We start from the raw sequence: 24,744 nt of genomic DNA on the forward strand, positions 1-24,744 counted from the left end.
GTTCCGCTTTTTTAGGATATTCACATGAATTTGTTAAGAAACGTCAGTATTGGTGTGCGCCTCGGCCTGGGTTTTGCCGTGATCTTGCTGTTTTCCATGCTCATCACGGGCATCAGCGTGTGGCGCTTGCATGACGTGGCCACGGCCACGCGTTCCATGATGGAATTGCCGCTGACGAAGGAACGCTATATTTCCGACTGGTACGCGAAAATCGACAGCGGTGTGCGCCGCACTACGGCCATCGCGCGCAGCAGCGACACGAGCTTGGGCGCATATTTTGCGGAAGAGGCCAAGCAATCGTCGGTGGTCTCGGGGGAATTGCAAAAGAAAATCGAAGCTTTGATTTCCAGCCCGGAAGAAAAGGAACTGTTCCGCCTGGTGAGCGAACAGCGCAAGGTCTACCTCGATTCGCGCGCGCAAGTGTCGAAGCTGAAGGCGGATGGACAGGAAGCGGAAGCGGAGCAAGCTTTCAGTGGGATCTTCGTGCCCGGTTCGACGAAATACCTGAAAGTGGTCAACGACATGCTGCAGCACCAGCGCGCCAGCATCGACAAGACGGCGCGCGAGATCGACGAGGTCGCCAAGACGAGCCGCAACTTGCTGCTGACCCTGGCCGTGCTGGCGCTGGGCTTTGGCGTCGTCTGCGCCTGGCTGTTGACGATGGGCATCGTGCGCCCCCTGCGCACGGCCGTGGAGATTGCCCGCAAGGTGGCCGATGGCGACTTGACGGCGCAGATCGACGCCAGCGCCAAGGATGAAACGGGGCAATTGCTGCAAGCGCTGAAGGACATGAACACGAGCCTGCTCAACATCGTCAGCGAAGTGCGTACGGGCACGGACAGCATCGCCACCTCGTCGACGGAAATCGCCGCCGGCAACCAGGACCTGTCTTCCCGCACGGAAGAGCAGGCCGGTTCGCTGGAAGAGACGGCGTCGTCGATGGAAGAGCTGACGTCGACCGTGAAACAGAATGCGGACAATGCGCGCCAGGCCAACCAGTTGGCGGCATCGGCCGCACAAGTGGCCGTCAAGGGCGGCGAAGTCGTGGCGCAGGTGGTGGGTACGATGGAATCGATCAATGCTTCGTCGAACAAGATCGTCGACATTATCAGTGTCATCGATGGCATCGCTTTCCAGACGAATATCCTGGCGCTGAACGCGGCCGTGGAAGCGGCACGCGCCGGCGAGCAGGGCCGTGGCTTTGCCGTCGTCGCGTCCGAAGTGCGCAACCTGGCGCAACGTTCCGCTTCAGCAGCGAAAGAAATCAAGACCCTGATCGGCGCATCCGTGGAGCAAGTCAACGCGGGCAGCATGCTGGTGGCGCAAGCCGGTTCGACCATGACCGATATCGTTGACAGTGTGCAGCGCGTGAGCGATATCATCACGGAAATCACGGCAGCGAGCAGCGAGCAAAGCGTGGGTATTGACGAGATCAACCGCGCCATCGGCCAGATGGATGCCGTCACGCAGCAAAATGCGGCGCTCGTGGAAGAGTCTGCGGCCGCCGCCGAATCGATGCAGCACCAGGCGCATAACCTGGCGCAAGTCGTCAGCGTGTTCAAACTGAATGGGCAGCAGGCCAGTGTCAGCGGTTTGAAGGGTGCCAAGCGCCCGGCAGCCAAGGCGCAGCAAGAAGCCTTGCGGATCGGCCGCGTTGCTTAATTTGATGGTTGCCGGGGGGACTTAGGCCCTACATCAACTGCTGGGGTCAGACCCGGCGGGTCTGACCCCCGATCGACCGCCATCTGCGACAGTTTGTCCGCCTCGCCATTCCTGTGGCGCGGCAGCCAGCGCAAGCTGACCTCATTGAATTGTTCCAGCAGGGCCACTACGGTGGCCCTTTGCGTTTCCAGTCCTTTGGCGCCCACCGGCGTCGTTCCCAGCACGTCGTTGATCACCACCTGGCTGTCGCCGAACAGCAGCAACTGCACGGGCGGCGGGCGCACCTTGAGTGCCGCTTGCAGCACGGCCGTCAGGGCCGCATATTCCGCGTCGCTGCTGCTGCCATACCCGGCCGCCTCGCTCACTTCGATGCGCTCGCCATTCGGTCCCAGCAGCAGTGCGCCTATGCCCAGCTTGCCCGGGTTCGGGTGGGCGGAACCGTCGAACCAGCCGCGCCAGGCCAGCGGGCCGCCATGGTCCTGGCGGCTGAGCACCAGCTGCGCGCGGCGCGCCTGCATCTTGGCTTCCTTGCGTGCTTTGCGCGCGACCGCTTCTTCCGTCATGGCTTGATCAGGAGGGTGTCGATGAGGCTGGCTACCCAGCACGCCACCAGGACGCCCACGGCCACTGTCATGGCCGGGCCGTCATTGGCGGACAGCGCATCGACCTTTTCCACGATCAGCTGCACGTCGAGAGGCAGGGCGCCGCTGTCGATCTGTGCCATTACCTGGTCCAAACGTGCCATGATCTGGCGTAATACGAGCACGAGCGCGACCAGGGCCGGCACGAGGAAGAGGCAGCCGCGCGCCTTGCGTTTCAATACAAAATGCCCGCTGCCGGGAAACACGAGACCCGACAGCAGCAGGGCGAGATTACGTTTGGAAAGGGGGGAGCCGCTCATGCGTGCCTTTGTGAGAAGAAAGAGCGGCTCATCATACTATTGCCAGCCGAATTTGCGCAGATACACGCGCTTCATGAACGTTGTCAGCACCGTGTAGCAGACGAGGATGCCCAGCAGCCATGGGAAATATCCGAGCGGCAAGGCTTGCAGCTTGAAGTAGGTCGCCAGCGGACCCATCGGCAGGAAGACGCCCACGGCCATGATGGCGGTGGTGGCCACCAGCAGGGGCACGGATGCGATGCTGTCGATGAACGGCAGCTTGGGCGTGCGGATCAGGTGCACGATCAAGGTTTGCGTCAGCAGCCCCACGACGAACCAGCCGGACTGGAACAGTGTCTGCTGCTCGGGCGTATTGGCGCCGAACACATGCCACATCAGGATAAACGTGCTGATGTCGAAGATCGAGCTGATGGGTCCGAAGAACACCATGAAGCGGCCGATGTCGCGCGGATTCCAGCTCAGCGGCTGCTGGATCAGCTCGGCATCGACATTGTCGAACGGGATGGCGATCTGCGACACGTCGTACAGCAGGTTTTGCACCAGCAAGTGCAGCGGCAGCATCGGCAGGAACGGTAAAAAGGCGCTGGCCACCAGCACGGAAAACACATTGCCGAAGTTCGAGCTGGCCGTCATGCGGATATATTTGAGCATGTTGCTGAAGGTGCGCCGGCCTTCCAGCACGCCTTCTTCCAGCACCATCAGGCTCTTTTCCAGCAGGATGATGTCGGCCGCTTCCTTGGCGATATCGACGGCCGAATCGACGGAAATGCCGATGTCGGCCGCGCGCAGGGCGGGCGCGTCGTTGATGCCGTCGCCCATGAAGCCGACGATATGGCCATTGCCGCGCAGCGCGCGCACGAGGCGCTCCTTGTGCAGCGGGCTGAGCTTGGCAAACACGGTGTTGTCCTCTGCCGCCTGCGCCAGGGTGGCGTCGTCCATGTCATCGAGCTGCGGGCCTTGCAGCACGCCATGCACGGCCAGGCCCACTTCGCGGCAGATCTTTGCCGTCACCAGGTGGTTATCACCCGTCAAGACTTTCACGGTCACGCCATGTTCGGCCAGCGCGCGCAGGGCGGGTGCCGTCGATTCCTTTGGCGGGTCCAGAAACGCCACATAGCCGATCAGGGTCAGCGCCGTTTCATCGGCCACGCCATACACGGTTTTATGCGGCGGCACTTCCTTGACGGCCACGGCCACTACGCGCAAGCCTTCCGCATTGAGGCCATGCGTGGTTTCCAGCACCTTGTCCAGCAGGGCAGGATCGAGCGGAATATTCACGCCACCGAGGCGCAGATGGCTGCAGGCGGCGAGGATTTCCTCGACGGCGCCCTTGCAGATCAGCTCATGATGATCATTTTTTTCGGAAACGACGACGGACATGCGGCGGCGTACGAAATCGAACGGGATTTCATCGACTTTGACGTAATCGCGCGCCAGCTGCATTTCCGTCTGCAATTCCACATGGTCGAGCACGGCGCGGTCCAGCAGATTTTTCAAGCCGGTCTGGTAGTGGCTGTTCAGATAGGCAAATTGCAGCACTTCATCGGACGGTTGGCCGAACACGTCCGTGTGACGCTCAAGCACGATCTTGTCTTGCGTCAAGGTGCCCGTCTTGTCCGTGCACAGCACATCCATGGCGCCGAAGTTCTGGATCGCATCGAGGCGCTTGACGACGACTTTCTTTTTCGACAGTTTCACGGCGCCCTTGGCCAGGGTGCTGGTGACGATCATGGGCAGCATTTCCGGCGTCAGGCCGACAGCGACAGAGAGGGCAAACAGGAAAGCTTCCATCCAGTCGCCCTTGGTCCAGCCATTGATGAGGAACACGAGCGGCGCCATCACGAGGGCGAAGCGGATCAAGAGCCAGCTGACGCTGTTCACGCCCGCCTCGAACGCCGTCGGCGTGCGCTCAGTGGCCGTCACTCGCGTGGCGATGGTGCCAAAATACGTGCGGTTGCCGGTCGCCAGTACCAGCGCCGTGGCCGCGCCCGAGATCACATTCGTGCCCATGAACAGCAAATTGGCCAGGTCCATCGGGTCTTTGCCATGGGCGTCGGCCAGCTCGGCCATCTTTTCCACCGGCAAGGATTCACCGGTCATGGCGGCCTGGCTGACGAACAGGTCTTTTGCGGAAAGCAAACGGCAATCGGCGGGGATCATGTCGCCGGCCGACAGCACGATGATGTCGCCCTGCACCAGCTGGCGGATCGGCAGCTCGATCTGCTGGCCATTGCGCAGCACGGTGGCCGTATTGCTGACCATGGCTTTCAGGCGCTCGGCGGCGCGGTTCGAGCGGCCTTCCTGCACGAAACGCAGCAGGGTCGACAAAATCACCATGGTGCCGATGACGATGGTCGCCTTCGGATCTTCTGTCAGGTAGGACACGACGGCCAGCACGGTGAGCAGCAGGTTGAATGGATTCTTGTAGCACAGCCACAGATGCTGGTACCAGGCCAGCGGCTTTTCATGCTCGACCTCATTCGGCCCCGTTTGTGCGCCGATGACTTGCGCCTCGGCATCGCGCAAGCCTTCGATGCGTGTGTGCAGACGGTTCAGCGCGCTGTCGAGCTCTTCATGGGCGGCGGCCAGCAGCTGGCGCGCCAGGTGGTCGGGCACGGGGCGGGCCGTGCTGTTTTCCAGCGGCATGGCGCGGCGGCGGAAATGACCGGCCGTATGGCGTTTGCGCAGGAACGATTCGAATAAGCGGGTGAAGAGATTCATAGCTCTTCCTTTCACGGCGAGGTGTTGACGGGCGGCGCAGCCGCAGGCAAGACTTGCGTGCCGCCGACGCAACATGGCGAACCATGACGCAGGCGGGCAATCCGGGTCAGTAGCCGGTCGCGATCGGAAAGAGGGAGGAGGCGCGCAGCCGGACTGGCCGCGCGAGACACCGCACCTTGCTCAGCAAGGCACGGAGGAAAGAGAGTTCCGCGTTGCTTGCTGTTTAGCTGCCGAGGCAATCACCGATACAAGATCGGCTACTGTCACTAGAACAAGTACCCACGTGGGACTCCGTAAATGAATAATGAGGGCATCTTATGGATGGGCTGCAAGAGTGTCAACTGAAGAAATCTTAGGTTTCCAAAGTGTAATGTTGACGTCAAGGTGCCTGCAATTGCGCGAGCGCCCGCGCCACACCGAGCGATGGGCTCGACAGCACCGGCACGCCCAGTTCCTGCAGTGCCTGCGCTGCCGGCGCCATCGACGCTTGCGCCAGCACGATCACGTCGGCCGCCGGCGTGGCTGTCATTATGCAGCCGGTGATGGCGCCGATATACGTCGCGTGATCGCCAGCTTGGAAGTGCGTCCACGCGCCTTCGGCCAGCAGCGACTGCAACTGGATAGGCCTGTCCAGCGCGGCAGCCGATTCCTGCAACAGGCGCGTGGTGGGCGCCAGCGTGCTGGCCAGGGCCGCCACGACCAGGATGCACGGGCCTGCCAGCACGGCGGCATCGGCCATGGCGCGGTCGATGCGCATGGCGGTGTAGCGTCCGCCGGTCGGCGTGTGTTCGGCGGCGGCTCCGATGGTGGAGCACGTGCAGACCACGACGGCCGCCCCGTTGGCAGCGGCAGCCGCCATGGCGGCGTGGATGCGCCGTTCCAGCGCGGCCTCGTCGGCGCCGGCTTGCTGCGCCGCCGCCAGCAACGCTTCATCCACATGGTGTTCGGCGACCATGCCTGGCGCCTGCGTGTCGAGAAGGCGTGCGAAGCTGGCCACATGCACGGGAGACGTGTGCAGGAAGGAAATGAATGATGTCATGAGGAAGGCGTAGCCGTTTGCACCATCGCCAGTGAATCGGACAGAATCTGCCACAGTGCCGCGTGGCGCTGCTGCAGCGCGGCGCCGCCTGCGTAGATCAGCTCGACGTGCAGGCTGTCGACGATGCCCAGGTAGGCTTGCGCGTACAGGTCGACGCGTTGCGGCGCCAGGGCGTGCGCCATGCGGCCCAGACTGGCCACGTAATGTCGCTGCAATTGCGCAAGCAAGGCTTCATAGCCCGTGCCGACTTCGATGCGCAAGGGCGCGGGCGGTAAATATGCCGTGCGCAGCAAAAAGCGCAGGTGGGCCGACTCCGCGTAGCGCTGCGCCATGCGGTCGCAATACAGGGCGCCGGCCTGCAGGCCGCCGGGCGCCGTCAGCGCCGCTTCGTCGGCGAAGCAGCTATCCATGAACGCTTGTTCCTCGGCCAGCGCGTCGGCAAACACGTCGAGGAAGAGGGCGTCCTTGCCGGCGAAGTGCGAATACAGCGAAGCCTTGCGCATGCCCGCCTGTTCGGCGATGTAGCTGAGCGACGAGGCGTCGTAGCCGTGTTCGGAAAAATGCAAGACGGCGACGGCGCAGATGTTATCGGCCGAGGCCGAACGTTTCTTCATATGAGGGTAGTGATTGGGTGAAGCGTCAGTGCGCTCCCAGGCTGCCGGCATGGACCGGATGGATGCGCGCAGTGGCCAGGGTCAGCCATGATACCAGCAGGCCGGCCACGGTCAAGAACAGCAGCCAGGGCAGCGGCCCCCATTCGGACAGACTGGCCGCCAGCGGCGTGGCCAAGGACGATAAGGTCATCTGGATGGCGCCCAGCAGGGCGGCCGTGGAGCCGAGTGCGCGCTGCTGCGAACCCATGGCCATGGCCATCAGCGCCGCTTCCGCGATGCCCAGGCCAAACAGGGCCACGAACATGCCCGGCACGACGGCGGCGATGCCCGCTCCCGCCCACGCGCCCAGCAGGGCCAGTGCCGCACCGCCCAGCATGGCCACGCTGCCCGCCACGCTCAGGCGCGCCACGCCATGCTTTTCCACCATCCGGCCGCTGGCCATGGCACCGAGCAGCACGGCCACGCCTGTCGCGCCAAAGACGAGGCCGAAACTGCTGGCGGACAGGCCGAAATCGCGCTGGTACACGAGCGACGCGCCGCCGATATACGCGAACAGGAAAAAGAACGTGGCTGACAGGGCCAGCGCGGGCAGCAGGAAGGCGCGGTCCTGTGCGATGCGCGCATAGGTGCGGTGCATGCCTTGCGGCGAAACGCGGCGGGCACGGGGCAGTGTTTCCGGCAGGAACAGCGCGCTATTGAGCAGGGTCAAGGCGCCCAGCGCGGCCAGGGCCAGCATCACGGCGCGCCAGCCGTAGTGCGCATCGAGCAAGCCGCCCACGGCGGGCGCCAGCACGGGCGCCAGGCCGACGATGGTCATCAACAGGGCAAACAGCTGCGCCGCTTTGACCCCATCGGCCACGTCGCGCACCATGCTCATCACCACGACCAGGGTCAGCGCCGCACCCAGGCCCTGCAAGGTACGCGCCAGCAGCAAGGTGCTCAATTGATCCGCCTGCGACGCCCATACGGCCGCCACGATGTAGACGGCGATGCCGGCCAGCAGCGGACGGCGCCGGCCCAGCATGTCGGTGAGCGGCCCGCACAGCAATTGGCCTGCGCCCAGGGCCAGCAGGAAGACGGTCAGGCTCAGCTGCACGTTCGCATACGAGGTGTGCAGCTCGCGCGCCATGGCCGGCATCGAGGCCAAGTACATGTCGATGCCTGCCGGACCAAGCACGGCCACGAGAGCCAGGGAAGCCGCCAGCCCGAGACTGGCGGCGGGGAGAGTGGTTTGCTGCTGCATTGCGATTCCTTTTATCGTCAAAAAACAGGGCATGGACGCCGCCGTGTTTTTTATTGTACACTTACTGCCTACCGGTAGGTAGTTTGTTCAATCAATGAAAAGGATGAGAGCGATGAAGGAAGAGACAATGACGGGAGAGCTGGCATGACGGAAGTGGGAATCTCGCTCAGCGGCGTGGCTGTCGCGCTGCTGTTTGCCGCCTGGAGCTCGCACCGCACCCGCTGCGAGCGGCGCGATGTTGTGTGTCTGACGGTACTGGGCACCGTGCTGGGCTTGCCGGGGGCGGTCTTGCTGGCGTTGCCAATCGCGTAGGTCGGATTAGCGGAGCGTAATCCGACGTCACCATATACGCCAACCATGTTGTCGGATTACGGCCCTTCGGGCCTAATCCGACCTACGATAAAAAAAAGCAGGCCGCGTGGCCTGCCTTTCTGTCGCTGACATGCCCGCCTAAGCGGGCGCGTGGCGCTTACTCTTCTTCGTAAGAGCTGATCGGTGCACAACCGCAGAACAGATTGCGGTCGCCGTACACGTTGTCGGCGCGGCCGACCGGCGGCCAGTATTTGCGCTGGCGCAGGGACGCGACCGGATAGGCCGCGATTTCACGGCTGTACTTGCGATCCCAACTGTCCGACATCAAGACTTGTGCCGTGTGCGGCGCGTTCCTCAAAGGGTTGTCGTCGTGGTCGAAGTCACCGCTGGCGACCTTGGCGATTTCCGCGCGGATGGCGATCATGGCGTCGATGAAGCGGTCGATTTCCGCTTTCGATTCGCTTTCCGTCGGCTCGATCATCAGCGTGCCCGGCACGGGGAAGCTCATGGTCGGGGCATGGAAACCGAAGTCCATCAAACGCTTGGCCACGTCTTCGTTGCTGATGCCGGTGGCGTCCGTGATCGGGCGCAGGTCCAGGATGCACTCGTGCGCGACCAGGCCGTCGTGGCCCGAATACAGCACGGGGTAGTGCGGCGCCAGGCGGCGCGCGATATAGTTCGCCGCCAGGATCGCCGTCTCGGTCGCTGCGGTTAATCCCTCTGCGCCCATCATGGCGATGTACATCCACGAAATCGGCAGGATGCTGGCCGAGCCGAATGGCGCGGCGCTGACGGCGCCGATGCCGGCGGCGTCGCGCTGGTAGCCGCTTGAACGCTGGTTCGGCAGGAATTTCGCCAGGTGGGCGCCCACGCCGATCGGGCCGACGCCTGGTCCGCCACCGCCGTGCGGGATGCAGAAGGTCTTGTGCAGGTTCAGGTGCGACACGTCGCCGCCGAATGAGCCGGGAGCGGCCACGCCGACCAGTGCGTTCATGTTGGCGCCGTCGATGTAGACCTGGCCGCCGTGCGAGTGGATGATTTCGCACAGTTCCTGGATGCCTTCTTCAAACACGCCGTGGGTCGATGGGTAGGTGACCATCACGCAAGCCAGGTTGGCGCTGTGCTTTTCCGCTTTCGCTTTCAGGTCGGCCAGATCCACGTTGCCGTTGGCGTCGCAGCTGGTGACGACGACCTGCATGCCGACCATGTTGGCCGATGCGGGGTTGGTGCCGTGTGCCGACGATGGAATCAGGCAGATGTTGCGGTGGCCTTCGCCGCGCGATTCGTGATACGCCTTGATCACCAGCAGACCCGCGTATTCGCCCTGCGAGCCGGCGTTCGGCTGCAGCGAGACGGCCGCGTAGCCGGTCAGCGCGCACAGCATCTCTTCTAGCTGCGAGATCATTTCGCGGTAGCCAACCGTTTGTGCATCCGGCGCGAACGGGTGGATGTTCGAGAACTCTGGCCAGGTGACGGGAATCATCTCGCTCGTGGCGTTCAGCTTCATGGTGCACGAGCCGAGCGGGATCATGGTGCGGTCCAGCGCCAGGTCCTTGTCGGCCAGGCTGCGCAGGTAGCGCAGCATTTCGTGTTCCGAGTGGTAGCTGTTGAAGACGGGGTGGGTCAGGTAGGCGCTTTCGCGCGCCAGGTTGGCCGGCAGCGCGCTGGTCACAGTTGCTTCAACGGCATCCAGGTCCGGGGCGGCAGGCGCGTTGGCCAGGCCGTGCGCGAACACCTTCCACAGCAGCGCGATATCATCGCGCGTGGTGGTTTCGTCGAGCGACACGCCGACATGGGTGTTGTCGATCTTGCGCAGGTTGACGCCGTGGTGCATGGCCGTCGCGTGCAGCTGCGCCGCATCGGCGACATTGATGGTCAGGGTGTCGAAGTAGCTCGCGTTGACGACGCCATAGCCGAGCGTCTTCAGGTTGGCGGCCAGCACGCCCGTGTAACGGTGCACGCGCTGGGCGATCTGCAGCAGGCCGGCAGGGCCGTGGTAGACGGCGTACATCGAGGCCATCACGGCCAGCAGCACTTGCGCCGTGCAGATGTTGGACGTCGCTTTTTCGCGGCGGATATGCTGTTCGCGCGTCTGTAGGGCCAGACGATACGCCTTGTTGCCTTGCGCATCGACGGTCACGCCGACCAGGCGGCCCGACATATTGCGTTTGAATTCATCGCGCGTGGACAGATAGCCCGCGTGCGGGCCGCCGAAACCGAGCGGCACGCCGAAGCGCTGGCTGTTGCCGACGACGACGTCGGCGCCCCATTCGCCCGGTGGCGTGAGCATGGTCAGGGCCAGCAGGTCTGCCGCGACGATGACCATGGCGCCATTCGCATGCAGTTTTTCCACGCCGGCGCGGTAGTCGCGCACGACACCGTTCACGCCAGGGTATTGCAGCAGCACGCCGAAACAGGCGTCGAGCGACTCGATTTCAGCCGGGTCGAACGTACGCACCTCGATGCCGATCGGCTGGGCGCGCGTCTGCACCACTTCCAGGGTTTGCGGCAGCACGTCGTTGGCGACGTACAGCACGTTCGATTTCGACTTGCCCACGCGCTGGATTAGGGTCATCGCTTCGGCGGCGGCCGTGCCTTCGTCCAGCATCGAGGCGTTCGAGATGCCCATGCCGGTCAGGTCCGTGATCACTTGCTGGAAGTTCAAAATCGCTTCCAGGCGGCCTTGCGAAATCTCTGGCTGGTAAGGCGTGTATGCCGTGTACCAGGCCGGGTTTTCAAAGATGTTGCGCAACACGACGCCAGGGGTGAACGTGTTGTAGTAGCCCTGGCCGATCAGGGATTTGAGCACCTGGTTCTTGCCGGCGATGGCTTTCAGGCGCGACAGGGCTTCCTGTTCCGGCATCGGCTGCGAGTACGCGCCCAGGGGCAGGGCGCCCTTGTTGCGGATGTTGGCCGGTACCAGGGCGTCGATCAGCGCTGCGCGCGATGGATAGCCGAGGGTCGCCAGCATGGCTTGCTGTTCGGTGGCGGAAGGGCCGATGTGGCGGGCGATGAAGGCATCGCGTGCTTCGAGTTGGGTCAGGCTGGTGCGGGTCATGATATAGAGGCCAAAAAAGACTGAAAAACCGGGATGCGGCGCGCGGGCGCGGCGCCGGGGCATAGCTACAAAATTAAATGCAAACGGGCCGCAAACGCGGCCCGTGAGTCAAACGCGATTACGCGCTGGTGGTGGCGCCATAGGCGGCAGCGTCGAGCAAGCCGTCCAGGGCCGACACGTCGGCTGGCTTGATCTTGAACAGCCAGTTGGCGTAGGCATCGGCGTTGATCGATTCAGGCGCATTGACCACGTCGTCGTTGACGGCCACGACTTCACCCGACAGCGGCGCATAGATGTCGCTTGCTGCCTTGACCGATTCCACCACGGCGGCGTCGTCGCCGGCGGTGAAGGTGGCGCCGACGTCAGGCAGTTCGACAAAGACGATGTCGCCCAGCGCATCCTGCGCGTACTCGGTGATGCCGACGGTGATCGTGCCGTCGGCTTCCAGGCGTACCCATTCGTGGGAAGCGGTGTACTTCAGGTCTGCAGGAATGTTCATGTGTGGCTCCAGATGGTAAATGTTCGTTATTGATTATGGTTGTACGGTCTTGCGGGCGGCTCTATAAATACGCTTACGCAGCCAGGATTTTACCGTTACGCACGAAAGGCAGCTTGACTACCGAGGCGGCCAGCTGCTTGCCGCGGATTTCCACGTGCACGGTGTCGCCCACGTTGACGCCGTTGGGCACGCGCGCCAGGGCGATTGCTTCCTGCATGGTCGGGCTGAAGGTGCCGCTCGTGATTTCGCCTGTTTGCTCGTTACCGGCGATGATGACTTTTTGATGGGCGCGCAGCACGCCGCCTTTTTCACGCAGGATCAGGCCGACGAATTGCGCATTCTGGCCTTTGGCCAGCAGGGCGGCCTTGCCGATGAAGTCACGCTCGCTGACCAGGTCGATGGTCCATGCGAGGCCCGCGTCGAGCGGGTTGACGGTTTCATCCATGTCCTGGCCGTACAGATTCATGCCCGCTTCCAGACGCAGGGTGTCGCGCGCACCGAGGCCGGCCGGCTTGACGCCCGCCGCTGCCAGGGCGTTCCACAGCGCTTCCACCTGGGTGGCGGCCACGCCGATTTCAAAACCATCTTCGCCCGTGTAGCCGGTGCGCGCCAGCATGACTTCGCCAAATGGCGTGTCCTTGACGATGACGACGTTGAACGGTTTGATGGCTTCGGATGCGGCTTGCGTTTGCGGCAGCACTTGCCACACCTTGGCGCGCGCGTTCGGGCCTTGCACGGCCACCAGGGCCATGGCGTCATTGCCGTCGCGGCGCTGCGTGATCGTCAGGCCGCTGTTGGTGCTGGCATTTTGCTGCTGCATCCAGGCCACGTCTTTTTCAGCCGTGCCCGCGTTGACGACGAGGCGGAACCAGTTTTCGTTGAAGAAGTAGACGATCAGGTCATCGATGACGGTGCCTTCGGCATTCAGCATGCACGAGTACAGGGCCTTGCCCGACACTTGCAGCTTGTCGACGTTATTGGCCAGCAAGCCGTGCAGGAAGGCGCGCACGTTCGGGCCCTCGATATCGACCACGCACATATGGGACACGTCGAACATGCCGGCATCGCCGCGCACGGCGTTATGCTCTTCGATTTGCGAGCCGTAGTTGACAGGCATGTCCCAGCCGCCGAAATCGACCATGCGGGCGCCGAGGGCACGGTGGGCGTTGTTGAGTGGGGTCGCTTTGAGCGTCATGGATTCCTCGGGACGAAGGTAAAGGGGGAGTTAACAAAACATAGAATAGCCAAACACGGCTTTCCAGCGTGATCACTGACCCCCCTGTCCTTTGTACCTGAGAGATTACGGGGGCTTGCCCCGTGCGCCCCTTCGGTGGGCCGCCGGCAATAGCCGCGGCCGCTCTCCAGAGTTGAGCTAAAGATGTTGCCAAAGCAACAGCTTCAGTCCGCCTGATCGGTCCTTTTGCCTGAGAGTTTTTGGGTAGTGCCCCTTCGGCGGCAACGCTGGGTTGCCCTCTCCCGATCAAGTGGGAGGAATATATGCCAGCAGGGTGTTTCTGTCAATCTGAAAAGACGTTGCCAAATTGCAGCAAAAGCCCCGGTTTGCGGGGCTGGGAGGGGCGCTGGCCCGGTGCAAAAGGGCGCCCGGCCGCGCGGGAATGCGCTATGATGAAATCCTGGCTTTCTTGCGGGTGCCTGCCATGAACACGACACAAAGCGAGACACAAAACAACACCGAGCAGCACGGTTACTTTACCCTCTCGGGCGATGTCAACAGTGACATGGTGCGGCGCGTCTTCAACGCCGTGGCCGACATCACGGAAGACAAGCTCACCACCGCGCACATTTTGATCCAGTCCAACGGCGGCTATGTCAGCGATGGCATCTGTCTGTACAACATCCTCAGCAAGTTGCCGCTCGACATCATTACCTATAACGCGGGCGCCGTGGCGTCCATCGCCGTCACCCTGTTCCTGGCGGGGCGGCAGCGCCACGCCAGCGACACGGCCCGCTTCATGGTGCACAAGTCGCATGCGACGGCGTCGCCCGGTTCGCGTCCCGATGCGCTCAGCATCATCGTCGAGGGCTTGCGCGCCGACGACATGCGCACCGAGCGCATCCTGCGCGGCCACGTCAACCTGACGCAAGAGCAGTGGCAGGTGCATGCGTATTCCGACCTGCACCTGACGGCCGACCAGGCGCTGGACGTGGGCATGATCGACTCGATCCGCGACTTTGCGCCGCCCAAGGGCAAGCGCCTGACGAATATCTGACGCCCAGGCGGCTGGTCTTGACGAGGAAATTTTGTAATCGAATGTAATTCTTCGCTGCAGCACAGCAAAAGCCGCGCGGAACAGGGCAGAGTCGTGGCATAGTGCAAGCTGATCATGAAATAAGCGCATGCACGATGACTTGGTGGAATGGGATTTCTTTTGCGGCCGACATGTCCGTGATGGGGCCGGCTGGCGTGGCGATTGCCCTGTGGCTGCTCGTGTCGCGCCAGTGGCGTTTGGTGCTCAGCTGGAGCTTGTGGTACGGCGGCGGCCTGGCCCTCGTGGTGCTGTCGAAGCTGGCCTTCATGAGCTGGGGCGTGGGCAGCAGCACGCTCGATTTTACGGGTTTCAGCGGCCACGCCATGCGCGCCGGCGCTGTGTTTCCCGTGCTGATGTATGTGCTGTTGCAGCGGGCCGAGCCGCGCTGGCGCCATGCCGGCGTGCTCGTCGGCGTGGCCTTTGCCGTGCTGGTGGCCATTTCCCGCGTGGTCGTGCATGCGCACAGCGTGTCGGAAGCCGTCAGCGGCTGCGTGCTGGGCCTGGCGGTGGCGCTGGGCTTCATGTGGAATGCCCGCGGCGCCGTCAATTTCGCCGTCAGCCATGCGCTGGCCCTGGCCAGCCTGGCGCTGATGGTGGTGCTGAGCTTCAAGGCCGAACCCATGCCGACCGAACAATGGCTGCAAAAACTGGCCCTGGTGCTGTCCGGGCACGAGCGCGTTTTTTCGCGTGCGGACTGGAAACTGGCGCAGGATGGCCGTCCTGCCCGCTGATCCGCTGCCAACCGGCGCCTGGCGCCGCTGTTTTTTGGCCAGAAAAGCATCAGGAAATGGTATGATGAACCACTTTTTTTGCGGTGCATGGCCAGACAGCCGTCGCGATGCTGCATCTGAACTGAATATGAACCGGGTTCACCCATAATATAACCGCCAGCATAGGCCAGGAACTCTAAAACACGTGCGTCTCTCTTCCATCAAGTTGTCGGGATTTAAGTCTTTCGTCGATCCCACCAATTTCCAGGTGCCAGGCCAGCTCGTGGGCGTGGTCGGGCCGAATGGCTGCGGCAAGTCGAACATCATCGACGCCGTGCGCTGGGTGCTGGGCGAATCGAAAGCGTCGGAATTGCGCGGCGAATCGATGCAGGACGTCATTTTCAACGGCTCCACCCACCGTAAACCAGCCGGGCGCGCTTCCGTGGAACTGGTGTTCGACAATAACGATGGCAAGGCGTCCGGCCAGTGGGGCCAGTACGCCGAGATCGCCGTCAAGCGCACCCTGACGCGCGACGGCACGTCCACCTATTACATCAATGGCCAGCCCGTGCGCCGGCGCGACATCCAGGATATCTTCCTCGGCACGGGCCTCGGTCCGCGCGCCTACGCCATCATCGGCCAGGGCATGATTTCGCGCATCATCGAATCGCGCCCGGAAGAATTGCGCGTTTTCCTCGAAGAAGCGGCCGGTGTCTCCAAATACAAGGAACGCCGCCGCGAGACGGAAAACCGCCTGCAGGACACGCGCGAGAATTTGCTGCGCGTGGAAGACATCTTGCGCGAACTCAACGCCAACCTGGAAAAGCTGGAAGCGCAGGCGGCCGTGGCCACCCGTTTCCACGCCTTGCAGGCGGACCAGGAAGAAAAGCAGAAACTGTTGTGGCTGCTGCGCAAGAACGAGGCGCAAAACGAACAGACGCGCTATTTCCGCGAAGTGGAACAGGCGCAGACGGACCTGGAAGAACAGACGGCCAAGCTGCGCAACGTGGAGCTGACCCTCGAGCAGATGCGCCAGGCGCACTTTGCCGTGGGCGACCGGCTGCATACGGCGCAAGGCCATCTGTACCAGACGAATGCGGAAATCGGCAGCCTGGAGGCGCAGATCAAGTTCGTCATCGAATCGCGCGCCCGCCTGCAGGCGCAGCTGGCCACATTGACTGCCCAGCGCGACCAGTGGACGCAGCAGGGTAGCGAATACCAGGAACAGATCGAAGAGGCGGAATTCCACCTCGAGGAACTGGCTGCCAAGGTGGAACAGTCGCAAATGATGGCCGAGCAGAAGGGCGAGCAATTGCCCGAACTCGACGCCGCCTGGCGCGCCGCACAAAACAAGAGCACGGAATCGCGCGCACGGATCATGCAGGCACAGCAGCAGCTGGAACTGGAATCGGCGCACCAGCGCAACGCCTCGAACATCCTGGCCAGCCTGTTGACGCGCCGCGAGCGCCTGCAGCAGGAAAAGAACAGCCTGAGTTTGCCCGACAGCAGCCACCTGGAAAACCTGAAACTGCAGCTGGAAGAAAAGCAGCAAACCCTGGAAGAGCAGGGCTTTTACCTGGAAGAGGCGCTGGAGCAGCAGCCGAAGCTGGAGCAGGAACGGATGGAGGCGCAGGCGCAGGTGAATGCCGAAACGGCTGCCAACGCCCAGCTGGAAGCGCGTCTTTCCGCCTTGAAACAATTGCAGGAACGGGTACAAACCCAGGGCAAGGTTCAGCCATGGCTGAAAAAGCACGAACTCGACACCTTGCCGCGCCTGTGGCAAAAGCTGCAGATCGAAGCGGGCTGGGAAGCGGCCATGGAATCGATCTTGCGCGAGCGTACGTCGGCTCTGCAACTGTCGAACATCGACTGGGCCAAGGCCTTCTTTGCCGATGCGCCACCGGCCAAGCTGGCCCTGTACGCGCCGTCGACCGTGGCGCCGCTGCCGCAACCGGAAGTGCCGGGCCTCAAGCCTTTCCTGAATTTGCTCAAACTCAACGATCCGGGCTTGCGCGGCTTGCTGCAGGATTGGCTGTACAACGCCTACGCCGTGGAAGACGCGGCCGAAGCGCTGGCCGAACGTAGTAAATTGCCGCCGGGCGGCTATTTCGTCACGCGCGCCGGTCACGTGGTCACGGCCACCAGCGTGCGCTTCTATGCGGCCGATTCGGAGCAGGAAGGCATGCTGGGCCGCCAGCAGGAAATCGAGAATATCGGCAAACAGTTGCGCGCCCAGCAATTGCTGGCCGAAGAGGCGCGCGCCCGTTCCGTGCGGGCCGACGCGGCCGTCGCCACCTTGACGCGCAACCTGTCCGACTTGCGACTGCGCATACAGCAGCTCACTTCCTCCGTGCATACCTTGCAGCTGGACGTGGTGAAACTGTCGGAAGTGGAAGCGCGCTTCAACCAGCGCAGCACGCAGATCGGCGCCGACCTGGCCGAAATCGCCGCACAGGAAGCGGAACAGCAGCAGATCAAGGCGGAATCGGAAGAGAAATTCGAACAGCTGGACATGGAACTGGGCAACTTGCAGGAAGCCCACGAAGACGGCCACACTGACTTCCTGCAAAAGGAACAGCGGCTGGCCGAGGCGCGCGAAGCCTTGCGCGACCTGGAGCGGGCCGCCAAGGATACGGAATACGCGGAAAAAGCCCACCGCGCGAAGATCGAGGAATTGCGCCGCAACATCGCCACGGCCAATACGCAGGCCCAGCAAGTGGCGGCCAGCCTGCAGGCGGGCGAACTGGAACTGGCCAACCTGGAAAGCGGCGCGGCCGCCGACGGCTTGCAGGATTTGCTCGAACGCCGCACCACGCAGGAGCGGGCGCTGGCCGACGCGCGCCACGAACTCGATCAAATTACGCAGCAGCTGCGCCTGTCCGAAGATGCGCGCACGCAATCGGAACGCAGCTTGCAGCCGCAGCGCGACAAGATCATGGAAATGCAGCTCAAGGAACAGGCCGCGCGCCTGAACCAGGAGCAATTCGCCCAGCAATTGCTGGAATCGGGCGCCGATGAAGCGGCCCTGACGGAAAAGCTGCATCCGGACATGCGCCCATCGTATCTGCAGGGCGAAGTCACTCGTCTGACCAATGCCATCACGGCCCTGGGCGCCGTCAACCTGGCCGCGCTGGACGAACTGGCACAGGCATCCGAGCGCAAGAATTTCCTCGACGCCCAGAATGCCGACCTGACGGAAGCGATCAACACGCTGGAAGACGCGATCCACAAGATCGACAAGGAAACGCGCGACTTGCTGCAAGACACGTTCGACAAGGTCAACCATCACTTTTCCGAGCTGTTCCCGATCCTGTTCGGCGGCGGCCAGGCGAAACTGACCATGACGGGCGACGAGATTCTCGATTCCGGTGTACAAGTCATGGCGCAGCCTCCCGGCAAGAAAAATGCCACCATCCACCTGTTGTCCGGTGGAGAGAAGGCGCTGACCGCGACCGCATTGGTGTTTTCCATGTTCCGCCTGAATCCGGCGCCGTTCTGCCTGCTCGACGAAGTCGATGCACCGCTGGATGATTCGAACACGGAACGCTTCTGCCGCATGGTCAAGCGCATGTCCGACCAGACCCAATTCCTTTTCATTTCGCATAACAAGATTGCGATGGAAATGGCCCATCAATTGATCGGTGTGACGATGCAGGAGCAGGGCGTATCGCGCATCGTGGCGGTGGACATGGAGTCCGCCGCAAATTTTGCAACCGAGGCACAAGCAGCATGACAGACCTTCAAATTACCTTGTTCGGCGCCGGCGGCGTCTTTATCGTCGGCGTTTTCTCGTACAACAAATGGCAGGAATACAAGGCCAAGAAAAGCGTGGAACGGGCTTTTTCCACCGACCACGACGACGTGCTGATGCGCGAAGGCGATGCGCCCGCAGTGGAAGCCCAGGAACCCGTGCTGCGCCAGGAGCCGCGCTTTGACGCCGCGCCCGCCGCCAAGGCCGAACCGTCGTTCGGCGCACCGCCAGCGGCGCCCGTGCCCGACGCCCCCGTGCATGCGGAACCATCATTGGGTGGCGCCGGCATCGAAGCGCCTCCAGCCGCCCCTGTCGCGCCGGTACAGCAGGAAGTCAGCGCCGCCAGCGAACAGGCGACCAGCCTGGTCGACCCGCTCATCGATTGCCTGCTGCCTTTGTCGCTGGAAGCGCCCGTGCGCGGCGACAAGATCCTGCCCGTGCTGCAAACCCTGCGCCTGGTGGGCAACAAACCCGTGCACTTCATCGGCCTGCACGTGAATGGCGACTGGGAACCGATCACGCATGGCGGTGTCTACACCAAGATGCAGGGCGGCGTGCAGCTGGCCAGCCGCAGCACGGCCTTGAATGAACTCGAATACTCGGAACTGGTCACGCGCCTGCGCGGTGTAGCCGACGAGATCGGCGCCGAGCCGGAAGTGCCGGACATGATGGAAGTGATGGCCGAAGCGCGCAATCTGCACCGTTTCGTTGCCGGTCACGACGCCCAGCTGGGCGTGAACCTGCACACGAATGGCGCACCATGGGCCATTTCCACCTTGCTGTTCGCGCTGGAAAAACAGGGCTTTGACGTGCGTCCGGACGGCCGCTTCGTCATGCCGGACGGCGAAGGCGGCTATCTGTTCTCGCTGTCGACGAATGTCACCCTGGCCGAGGAAACGACGCCCCGTTTGACCCTGCTGCTGGACGTGCCCTGCGTGGCGCCCGCGCGCGACGGTTTTGGCGCCATGGTCGCTTGCGCCAAGGCACTGGTAGGCCGCCTCGACGCCACCATCGTCGACGATTACAACCAGGCCCTGTCCGATGCGGCGCTGGCCGAGATCGCCGGCCAGGTGCAAGAGTTTTATCAGGAAATGGACGCGGCCGACATTCCGGCCGGTTCCACCCGCGCCCTGCGTTTATTTAGCTGAAGAATCCCGCAACAATGACTGATCCGATCAACCAGGACGCCGCCGCCCGCGTCCTGGCACTCACGGCCGAACTCAATCGGCATCTGCACGCCTACCACGTGCTCGACAATCCCACCATCCCCGACGCCGAGTACGACAAGCTGTTTGTCGAACTGCAGGTGCTGGAAGCGACCCATCCCGACTTGCGCACGCCCGATTCGCCCACCTTGCGCGTGGGGGCGGCACCGTTGCCGCAATTCGAGCAAGTCACGCACACGGTGCCGATGTTGTCGCTGAGCAATGGTTTTTCCGATGACGATATCGTCAATTTTGACCGCCGAGTGCGCGAAGGCCTGGGCCTCGATGCGCAGGACGTCGCGTATGCGGCCGAAGTGAAATTCGATGGCCTGGCCATCAACCTGCGCTATGAAAACGGCCTGTTCGTGCAGGCGGCCACGCGCGGCGACGGCGCCACGGGCGAGGACGTGACGGCGAATATCCGCACGATTTCCGGCATCCCGCTGCGCCTGCATGGCGACAAGATTCCAGCCTTGCTCGACGTGCGCGGCGAAGTCATGATGTTCAAGGGCGATTTTGCCCGCCTGAACGAACGCCAGCGCGAGGCAGGGCAGAAGGAATTTGCCAACCCGCGCAATGCGGCCGCCGGCAGCCTGCGCCAGCTCGATTCGCGCATCACGGCGCAGCGCAAGCTGCGTTTCTATGCCTACGGCATCGGCGCCCTCGATGGCGCCGCCATGCCGGTCTCGCATTCGGCCTTGCTGGACTGGTACGAGACCCTGGGCATCCCCGTGTCAAAAGAGCGCAAGGTGGTGCGGGGTGCGCAGGGCTTGCTGGCCTACTACGCCGATATCGGCGCGCGCCGCCCCGCCTTGCCGTATGAAATCGACGGCGTCGTCTACAAGGTGAACGCGACGGAAGACCAGCAGGAGCTGGGTTTTGTCTCGCGCGCACCGCGTTTTGCGCTGGCGCACAAGTTTCCCGCCGAAGAGGCGCTGACACAAGTGCTGGGCATCGATATCCAGGTGGGCCGCACGGGCGCCATGACGCCCGTGGCGCGCCTGGCGCCCGTCTCCGTGGGCGGCGTGACGGTGACCAACGCCACCTTGCACAATGAAGATGAAGTGCTGCGCAAGGATGTGCGCGTGGGCGATACCGTCGTCGTGCGCCGTGCCGGCGATGTCATTCCTGAAGTGCTGAGCGTGGTACTGGAAAAACGCCCGGAACCTGCGCCGCTGCCGTTCAAGATGCTCGAAGCATGCCCCGTCTGCGGCTCGCACGTGGTGCGCGAAGAGGGCGAAGCGATTGCCCGCTGCTCGGGCGGCCTGTTCTGCTCGGCGCAGCGCAAGGAAGCGTTCCGTCATTTCGCGGGCCGCCGCATGATGGATATCGAAGGCCTGGGGGAACGTTATATCGATACCTTGGTCGAACTCGAATACGTGCATGGCCTGGCTGACCTGTATAGCCTGACCCTCGATAAATTGCTGGAAATGAAGTTGCGTGCCGACGAACGTGACGGTTCGACGCCGGAAACAGTGCAACAAGGCAAGATTCCCACCAAGTGGGCGGAAAACCTGCTGGCCGGCATCGAGGCGAGCAAGCGCCCGCCGCTCGAACGTTTCCTGTTCGCGCTGGGCATCCGTCACGTGGGCGAATCGACGGCGAAGACTCTGGCCGAGTGGCTGGGCAGCCTGGCCTATGTGCGGCAAGCGCCAGCGGCCTTGCTGCGCGTGCTGCCCGACATCGGCGGTACAGTGGCGGAATCGATTGCCGATTTCTTCGCCGAAGAAAAGAACCAGCAGGCGCTGCAGGCATTGCTGGACGCTGGCGTCACGCCGCAGGGCGAACACGCGCCTAGCGCCAAGCTGCGCACGCAGCTTGAGGAAACCAAATTGCTGGCGGCCATCTGCATCCCGAAACTGACGGAGCCGCGCAGCAAGCAACTGGTGGAGCGGGGCGTCACCCTGGCCAGCCTGGCGGCGCAAGGCGCCAGCTTCCACGCGGGCTTGCCGGCTGCCGTGGCCGAAGCGCTGGCGCAGTGGCTGGCCGATGAGAGCAATGTCAAGCTGCTTGGTCAACTGGACGCCCTGCGAAATGAATTAATGTCACAATTGCCTGAAATGCCAGCCGCTGGCGGCAAGCTGGACGGCAAAACCTTCGTCTTGACGGGCACGTTGCCCAACATGAGCCGCGACGAAGCTGCGGAGCTGATCGAGGCGGCCGGCGGCAAGGTCAGCGGTTCCGTGTCGAAGAAAACCGGTTATGTCGTGGCCGGATCGGATGCTGGCAGCAAGCTGGCCAAGGCCCAGGAACTGGGCGTGGCCATACTCGACGAGGCTGGTTTGCTGGCCTTGCTCGCGCAAGACTAATCATTTAAATATTACAGAAGACCCATGAAAAAAATCAGAAAAGCAGTCTTTCCCGTCGCCGGCCTGGGCAGCCGTTTCTTGCCTGCGACCAAGGCGCAACCGAAGGAAATGTTGCCCATCGTTGACAAGCCATTGATCCAGTACGCGGTGGAAGAAGCCGTGGCGGCGGGCATCACGGAAATGATCTTCATTACGGGCCGCAACAAGCGCGCCATCGAAGACCATTTCGATACGGCCTATGAGCTCGAGTCGGAACTGGAAGCGGCCGGCAAGCGCCAGTTGCTCGAGATGGTGCAAAACGTCATTCCCAAGCATATCAACTGCATTTACATCCGCCAGTCGGCGCCGCTGGGCCTGGGGCATGCCGTGCTGTGTGCCCGTCCCGTGATCGGCGACGAGCCGTTTGCCGTCTTGCTGGCCGACGACTTCATGGATGTGGAAGAGGGCGTGCGCCCCGTGCTGGCGCAGATGACCGATGTCTTCCAGTATGAAAATTGCTCGCTGCTGGCGGTGCAGGACGTGCCGCGCGCGGAAACCAAGCAGTACGGTATCGTGTCGGCAAAGAATTATCAGCCCGATCTGGAACTGGTCTCGGCCATCGTGGAAAAGCCCTCGCCCGAAGAAGCGCCATCGACCCTGGCCGTGGTGGGCCGTTATGTGCTGACCAGCCGTGTCTTTAATCACCTGGAAAATATCGGCACGGGCGCCGGCGGCGAGATCCAGCTGACGGACGGCATCGCCGCCCTGATGCGCGAAGAGCGCGTGCTCGCTTACCGCTACCAGGGGCAGCGTTATGATTGCGGCTCCAAGCTGGGTTATCTGAAGGCCACGACGGCAATGGGCATGAAACATCCGGAAACGGGTGCGGCCTTCCGCACCTACCTGCAAGAACTGCAATCGGCACTGGAAGCAAAATGACCGTACGTGAAATCCTCAAGATGGGCGATCCGCGCCTGCTGCGGATGGCCGAGCCCGTGCGTGAATTCGATACGCCCGAACTGCATGCCTTGATCGCCGACATGTTCGACACCATGCATGCAGCCAATGGCGCGGGCCTGGCGGCGCCGCAGATCGGCGTCAACCTGCAGCTGGTGATCTACGGCTTCAAGCAAAATCTGCGCTATCCGGACGCGCCGCAAGTGCCGGAAACCGTGCTGATCAACCCTGTGCTGACGCCCTTGTCTGAACGCAAGGAAGAGGGCTTCGAAGGCTGCCTGTCCGTGCCCGGCTTGCGCGGCAGCGTGCCGCGCTGGAGCGAACTGCACTACGAAGGAGTGGACCAGTTCGGCCAGCCCATCAGCCGCGACTGCGACGGCTTCCATGCGCGCGTGGTACAGCATGAAGTGGACCATTTGCACGGCATTCTGTATCCGATGCGTATCGTCGACTTTACGCAGTTCGGCTATACGGAAGTGATGTTTCCGGACCTGGACCCGAACGACGACGACTGATCGGCACCTGAGAAAACGCCCATGGCGGCGTTGCATTGCCTCGCCGTACTATTCGTACTGTCTTCGGCAATGCGCCTTGCCCTGAGCGTTTTTCAGGCACCTCGTACTTGTGACTATCAAACAAAAAAAATGGCCGCGCAGCAATCAGCTGGGCGGCCATTTTTATATGTGAAGCAAACCTAGCGCACCTTGCGGCTGCTGCCCAGGTTATCGAGCAAGGCTTTCAATTCATCTTCCATGGCTTCCGTCAGGTTCAGGAAGCGGCAGCCGATCTGCACCTGTTCGCCCAGCAGGAAGGAGCGGAAGGTGCGCGACAGGCGGATTTCCAGGTCGGCGATCATGACCTTGTTCGGCCCCAGTTCCAGGCGCACGCGCGACAGCTTGCGGCCCACGTACAGGCCGACCGTGTCGCGCGGATGGGCGCGCATGCCGATGCCGCCGGCCGAGAAATCGTACAGCTGCAGCTCATACGGACGCCCCTCGAGCACGAAGGCGGCCAGGTAGTACACGCCCAGCGGCGTTTCCAGGCGCGTCGATTCGCGCCGTTCCAGCACCAGGCAATGACTGGGGAAGTTCGTCAGGTAGACGTTGGGACGGTCGGGATACGCTTGCCATTCGCCATTGATGGTAAATTGCAGCTTGGCGCTTTGCACCCACGACACAAACGTGGCGGCACCGTCTGGCAGGGTCGCGCCTTCATTGAGTTCCAGCACGAATTGCGGCAAGTCGTCATCGACGGACAGGATGCGCGCCAGGATGACGTCTTCGCCGCCTGCCGGGTAGATGGAAATGGCGTCGCCGTTGTCAGCCAGGCTGCACAGGGTTTCACCGATATCCCATGGATCGCTCATATGGTGCGGCTTGGTGCCGGGAGCCATCGGCTCGGCCACGTCAGCCAGACTGGGCGCGCCCTTGCGCAGGGGATTGGGAATGGGATCGTTCACGACAGCGTATCTCTTCTGTTCTAATGGGGAATAGTGTATAGGTTTAAGGCAATAT

19 protein-coding genes and 2 riboswitches are annotated in these 24,744 nt (G+C 62.6%); of the genes, 9 read left to right on the forward strand and 10 right to left on the reverse strand.

Features of this window, described 5'->3' with window-relative positions:
• Positions 1-24 precede the first annotated feature (24 nt).
• Positions 25-1,662, forward strand: a complete 1,638-nt coding sequence (locus OPV09_RS13155; RefSeq protein WP_338682050.1) for a methyl-accepting chemotaxis protein — start codon at positions 25-27, stop codon at positions 1,660-1,662.
• Here OPV09_RS13155 and OPV09_RS13160 read toward each other — a convergent pair.
• The 6 genes from OPV09_RS13160 to OPV09_RS13185 all read right to left on the reverse strand — a co-directional run bounded on the left by OPV09_RS13160 (position 1,659) and on the right by OPV09_RS13185 (position 8,180).
• A complete protein-coding gene (locus OPV09_RS13160; protein WP_338682051.1) occupies positions 1,659-2,225 on the reverse strand; it encodes a ribonuclease HI family protein in 567 nt (188 codons plus the stop codon). The genes OPV09_RS13155 and OPV09_RS13160 overlap by 4 nt on opposite strands.
• Positions 2,222-2,563, reverse strand: coding sequence for a hypothetical protein (locus OPV09_RS13165; protein ID WP_319993046.1), 342 nt, complete (start codon positions 2,561-2,563; stop codon positions 2,222-2,224). Before OPV09_RS13165 ends, OPV09_RS13160 begins: the two co-directional genes overlap by 4 nt.
• A gap of 36 nt (positions 2,564-2,599) precedes the next feature.
• Positions 2,600-5,284 carry a magnesium-translocating P-type ATPase gene (gene mgtA, locus OPV09_RS13170; protein WP_338682052.1) on the reverse strand — a complete coding sequence of 895 codons (2,685 nt, stop codon included), beginning with the start codon at positions 5,282-5,284 and terminating at the stop codon, positions 2,600-2,602.
• Between the two features lie 379 nt (positions 5,285-5,663).
• Positions 5,664-6,323: an Asp/Glu/hydantoin racemase gene (locus OPV09_RS13175; RefSeq protein ID WP_338682053.1), complete on the reverse strand. Its 660-nt coding sequence runs from the start codon at positions 6,321-6,323 to the stop codon at positions 5,664-5,666.
• The gene (locus OPV09_RS13180; protein WP_338682054.1) at positions 6,320-6,937 is read right to left on the reverse strand and encodes a helix-turn-helix domain-containing protein; all 618 of its coding nucleotides are present in this window, start codon (positions 6,935-6,937) and stop codon (positions 6,320-6,322) included. The genes OPV09_RS13175 and OPV09_RS13180 overlap by 4 nt, the downstream gene beginning before the upstream one ends.
• A gap of 25 nt (positions 6,938-6,962) precedes the next feature.
• Positions 6,963-8,180, reverse strand: a complete 1,218-nt coding sequence (locus OPV09_RS13185; protein WP_070304004.1) for a Bcr/CflA family efflux MFS transporter — start codon at positions 8,178-8,180, stop codon at positions 6,963-6,965.
• Positions 8,181-8,324: 144 nt separating this feature from the next.
• Here OPV09_RS13185 and OPV09_RS13190 point away from each other — a divergent pair, with 144 nt between their 5' ends.
• Positions 8,325-8,492 carry a hypothetical protein gene (locus tag OPV09_RS13190; RefSeq protein ID WP_338682055.1) on the forward strand — a complete coding sequence of 56 codons (168 nt, stop codon included), beginning with the start codon at positions 8,325-8,327 and terminating at the stop codon, positions 8,490-8,492.
• A 157-nt stretch (positions 8,493-8,649) separates the two neighbouring features.
• Here OPV09_RS13190 and gcvP read toward each other — a convergent pair whose 3' ends face one another.
• The 3 genes from gcvP to gcvT all read right to left on the reverse strand — a co-directional run bounded on the left by gcvP (position 8,650) and on the right by gcvT (position 13,244).
• Positions 8,650-11,550 (reverse strand): aminomethyl-transferring glycine dehydrogenase, encoded by a 2,901-nt coding sequence (gene gcvP, locus OPV09_RS13195; RefSeq protein ID WP_338682056.1) that lies wholly within the window; start codon positions 11,548-11,550, stop codon positions 8,650-8,652.
• Between the two features lie 118 nt (positions 11,551-11,668).
• On the reverse strand, positions 11,669-12,049 hold the full coding sequence (gene gcvH / locus OPV09_RS13200) for a glycine cleavage system protein GcvH (protein ID WP_034752282.1): 381 nt from the start codon (positions 12,047-12,049) through the stop codon (positions 11,669-11,671).
• Between the two features lie 73 nt (positions 12,050-12,122).
• Positions 12,123-13,244, reverse strand: coding sequence for a glycine cleavage system aminomethyltransferase GcvT (gene gcvT / locus OPV09_RS13205; RefSeq protein WP_338682057.1), 1,122 nt, complete (start codon positions 13,242-13,244; stop codon positions 12,123-12,125).
• A gap of 74 nt (positions 13,245-13,318) precedes the next feature.
• Positions 13,319-13,424: riboswitch (glycine riboswitch) on the reverse strand.
• Between the two features lie 27 nt (positions 13,425-13,451).
• A riboswitch (glycine riboswitch) is annotated at positions 13,452-13,538 on the reverse strand.
• Between the two features lie 169 nt (positions 13,539-13,707).
• On the opposite strand from gcvT, the gene OPV09_RS13210 reads away from it, so the two are divergent.
• From OPV09_RS13210 to def, 7 genes are all read left to right on the forward strand, one after another.
• Positions 13,708-14,280: an ATP-dependent Clp protease proteolytic subunit gene (locus tag OPV09_RS13210; protein WP_338682059.1), complete on the forward strand. Its 573-nt coding sequence runs from the start codon at positions 13,708-13,710 to the stop codon at positions 14,278-14,280.
• A 134-nt stretch (positions 14,281-14,414) separates the two neighbouring features.
• A complete protein-coding gene (locus OPV09_RS13215; RefSeq protein ID WP_235194236.1) occupies positions 14,415-15,050 on the forward strand; it encodes a phosphatase PAP2 family protein in 636 nt (211 codons plus the stop codon).
• 184 nt (positions 15,051-15,234) lie between these two features.
• Positions 15,235-18,762 carry a chromosome segregation protein SMC gene (gene smc, locus OPV09_RS13220; protein WP_034752272.1) on the forward strand — a complete coding sequence of 1,176 codons (3,528 nt, stop codon included), beginning with the start codon at positions 15,235-15,237 and terminating at the stop codon, positions 18,760-18,762.
• Positions 18,759-19,928 (forward strand): cell division protein ZipA C-terminal FtsZ-binding domain-containing protein, encoded by a 1,170-nt coding sequence (locus tag OPV09_RS13225; RefSeq protein ID WP_072454000.1) that lies wholly within the window; start codon positions 18,759-18,761, stop codon positions 19,926-19,928. The genes smc and OPV09_RS13225 overlap by 4 nt, the downstream gene beginning before the upstream one ends.
• 14 nt (positions 19,929-19,942) lie before the next feature.
• Positions 19,943-22,294 carry an NAD-dependent DNA ligase LigA gene (gene ligA, locus OPV09_RS13230; RefSeq protein WP_338682064.1) on the forward strand — a complete coding sequence of 784 codons (2,352 nt, stop codon included), beginning with the start codon at positions 19,943-19,945 and terminating at the stop codon, positions 22,292-22,294.
• Between the two features lie 24 nt (positions 22,295-22,318).
• On the forward strand, positions 22,319-23,212 hold the full coding sequence (gene galU / locus OPV09_RS13235; RefSeq protein ID WP_034752268.1) for a UTP--glucose-1-phosphate uridylyltransferase GalU: 894 nt from the start codon (positions 22,319-22,321) through the stop codon (positions 23,210-23,212).
• Positions 23,209-23,745 (forward strand): peptide deformylase, encoded by a 537-nt coding sequence (gene def / locus OPV09_RS13240; protein ID WP_034752265.1) that lies wholly within the window; start codon positions 23,209-23,211, stop codon positions 23,743-23,745. The genes galU and def overlap by 4 nt, the downstream gene beginning before the upstream one ends.
• 179 nt (positions 23,746-23,924) lie before the next feature.
• Here def and OPV09_RS13245 read toward each other — a convergent pair whose 3' ends face one another.
• Positions 23,925-24,689 carry a flagellar brake protein gene (locus OPV09_RS13245; protein WP_080698590.1) on the reverse strand — a complete coding sequence of 255 codons (765 nt, stop codon included), beginning with the start codon at positions 24,687-24,689 and terminating at the stop codon, positions 23,925-23,927.
• Between the last annotated feature and the right edge of the window lie 55 nt (positions 24,690-24,744).

The organism is Janthinobacterium sp. TB1-E2, assembly GCF_036885605.1.
GTDB classification, from domain to species: domain Bacteria; phylum Pseudomonadota; class Gammaproteobacteria; order Burkholderiales; family Burkholderiaceae_D; genus Janthinobacterium; species Janthinobacterium aestuarii.

Bases quoted from the DNA above. Each gene is read 5' to 3' on its own strand.
- OPV09_RS13155 (WP_338682050.1), top strand. From the start codon at position 25: ATGAATTTGTTAAGAAACGTCAGTATTGGTGTGCGCCTCGGCCTGGGT.
- OPV09_RS13225 (WP_072454000.1), top strand. From the start codon at position 18,759: ATGACAGACCTTCAAATTACCTTGTTCGGCGCCGGCGGCGTCTTTATC.
- ligA (WP_338682064.1), top strand. From the start codon at position 19,943: ATGACTGATCCGATCAACCAGGACGCCGCCGCCCGCGTCCTGGCACTC.
- mgtA (WP_338682052.1), bottom strand. From the start codon at position 5,284: ATGAATCTCTTCACCCGCTTATTCGAATCGTTCCTGCGCAAACGCCAT.
- def (WP_034752265.1), top strand. From the start codon at position 23,209: ATGACCGTACGTGAAATCCTCAAGATGGGCGATCCGCGCCTGCTGCGG.
- OPV09_RS13165 (WP_319993046.1), bottom strand. From the start codon at position 2,563: ATGAGCGGCTCCCCCCTTTCCAAACGTAATCTCGCCCTGCTGCTGTCG.
- gcvT (WP_338682057.1), bottom strand. From the start codon at position 13,244: ATGACGCTCAAAGCGACCCCACTCAACAACGCCCACCGTGCCCTCGGC.
- OPV09_RS13180 (WP_338682054.1), bottom strand. From the start codon at position 6,937: ATGAAGAAACGTTCGGCCTCGGCCGATAACATCTGCGCCGTCGCCGTC.
- OPV09_RS13210 (WP_338682059.1), top strand. From the start codon at position 13,708: ATGAACACGACACAAAGCGAGACACAAAACAACACCGAGCAGCACGGT.
- gcvP (WP_338682056.1), bottom strand. From the start codon at position 11,550: ATGACCCGCACCAGCCTGACCCAACTCGAAGCACGCGATGCCTTCATC.
- gcvH (WP_034752282.1), bottom strand. From the start codon at position 12,049: ATGAACATTCCTGCAGACCTGAAGTACACCGCTTCCCACGAATGGGTA.
- OPV09_RS13190 (WP_338682055.1), top strand. From the start codon at position 8,325: ATGACGGAAGTGGGAATCTCGCTCAGCGGCGTGGCTGTCGCGCTGCTG.
- galU (WP_034752268.1), top strand. From the start codon at position 22,319: ATGAAAAAAATCAGAAAAGCAGTCTTTCCCGTCGCCGGCCTGGGCAGC.
- OPV09_RS13185 (WP_070304004.1), bottom strand. From the start codon at position 8,180: ATGCAGCAGCAAACCACTCTCCCCGCCGCCAGTCTCGGGCTGGCGGCT.
- OPV09_RS13215 (WP_235194236.1), top strand. From the start codon at position 14,415: ATGACTTGGTGGAATGGGATTTCTTTTGCGGCCGACATGTCCGTGATG.
- OPV09_RS13160 (WP_338682051.1), bottom strand. From the start codon at position 2,225: ATGACGGAAGAAGCGGTCGCGCGCAAAGCACGCAAGGAAGCCAAGATG.
- OPV09_RS13175 (WP_338682053.1), bottom strand. From the start codon at position 6,323: ATGACATCATTCATTTCCTTCCTGCACACGTCTCCCGTGCATGTGGCC.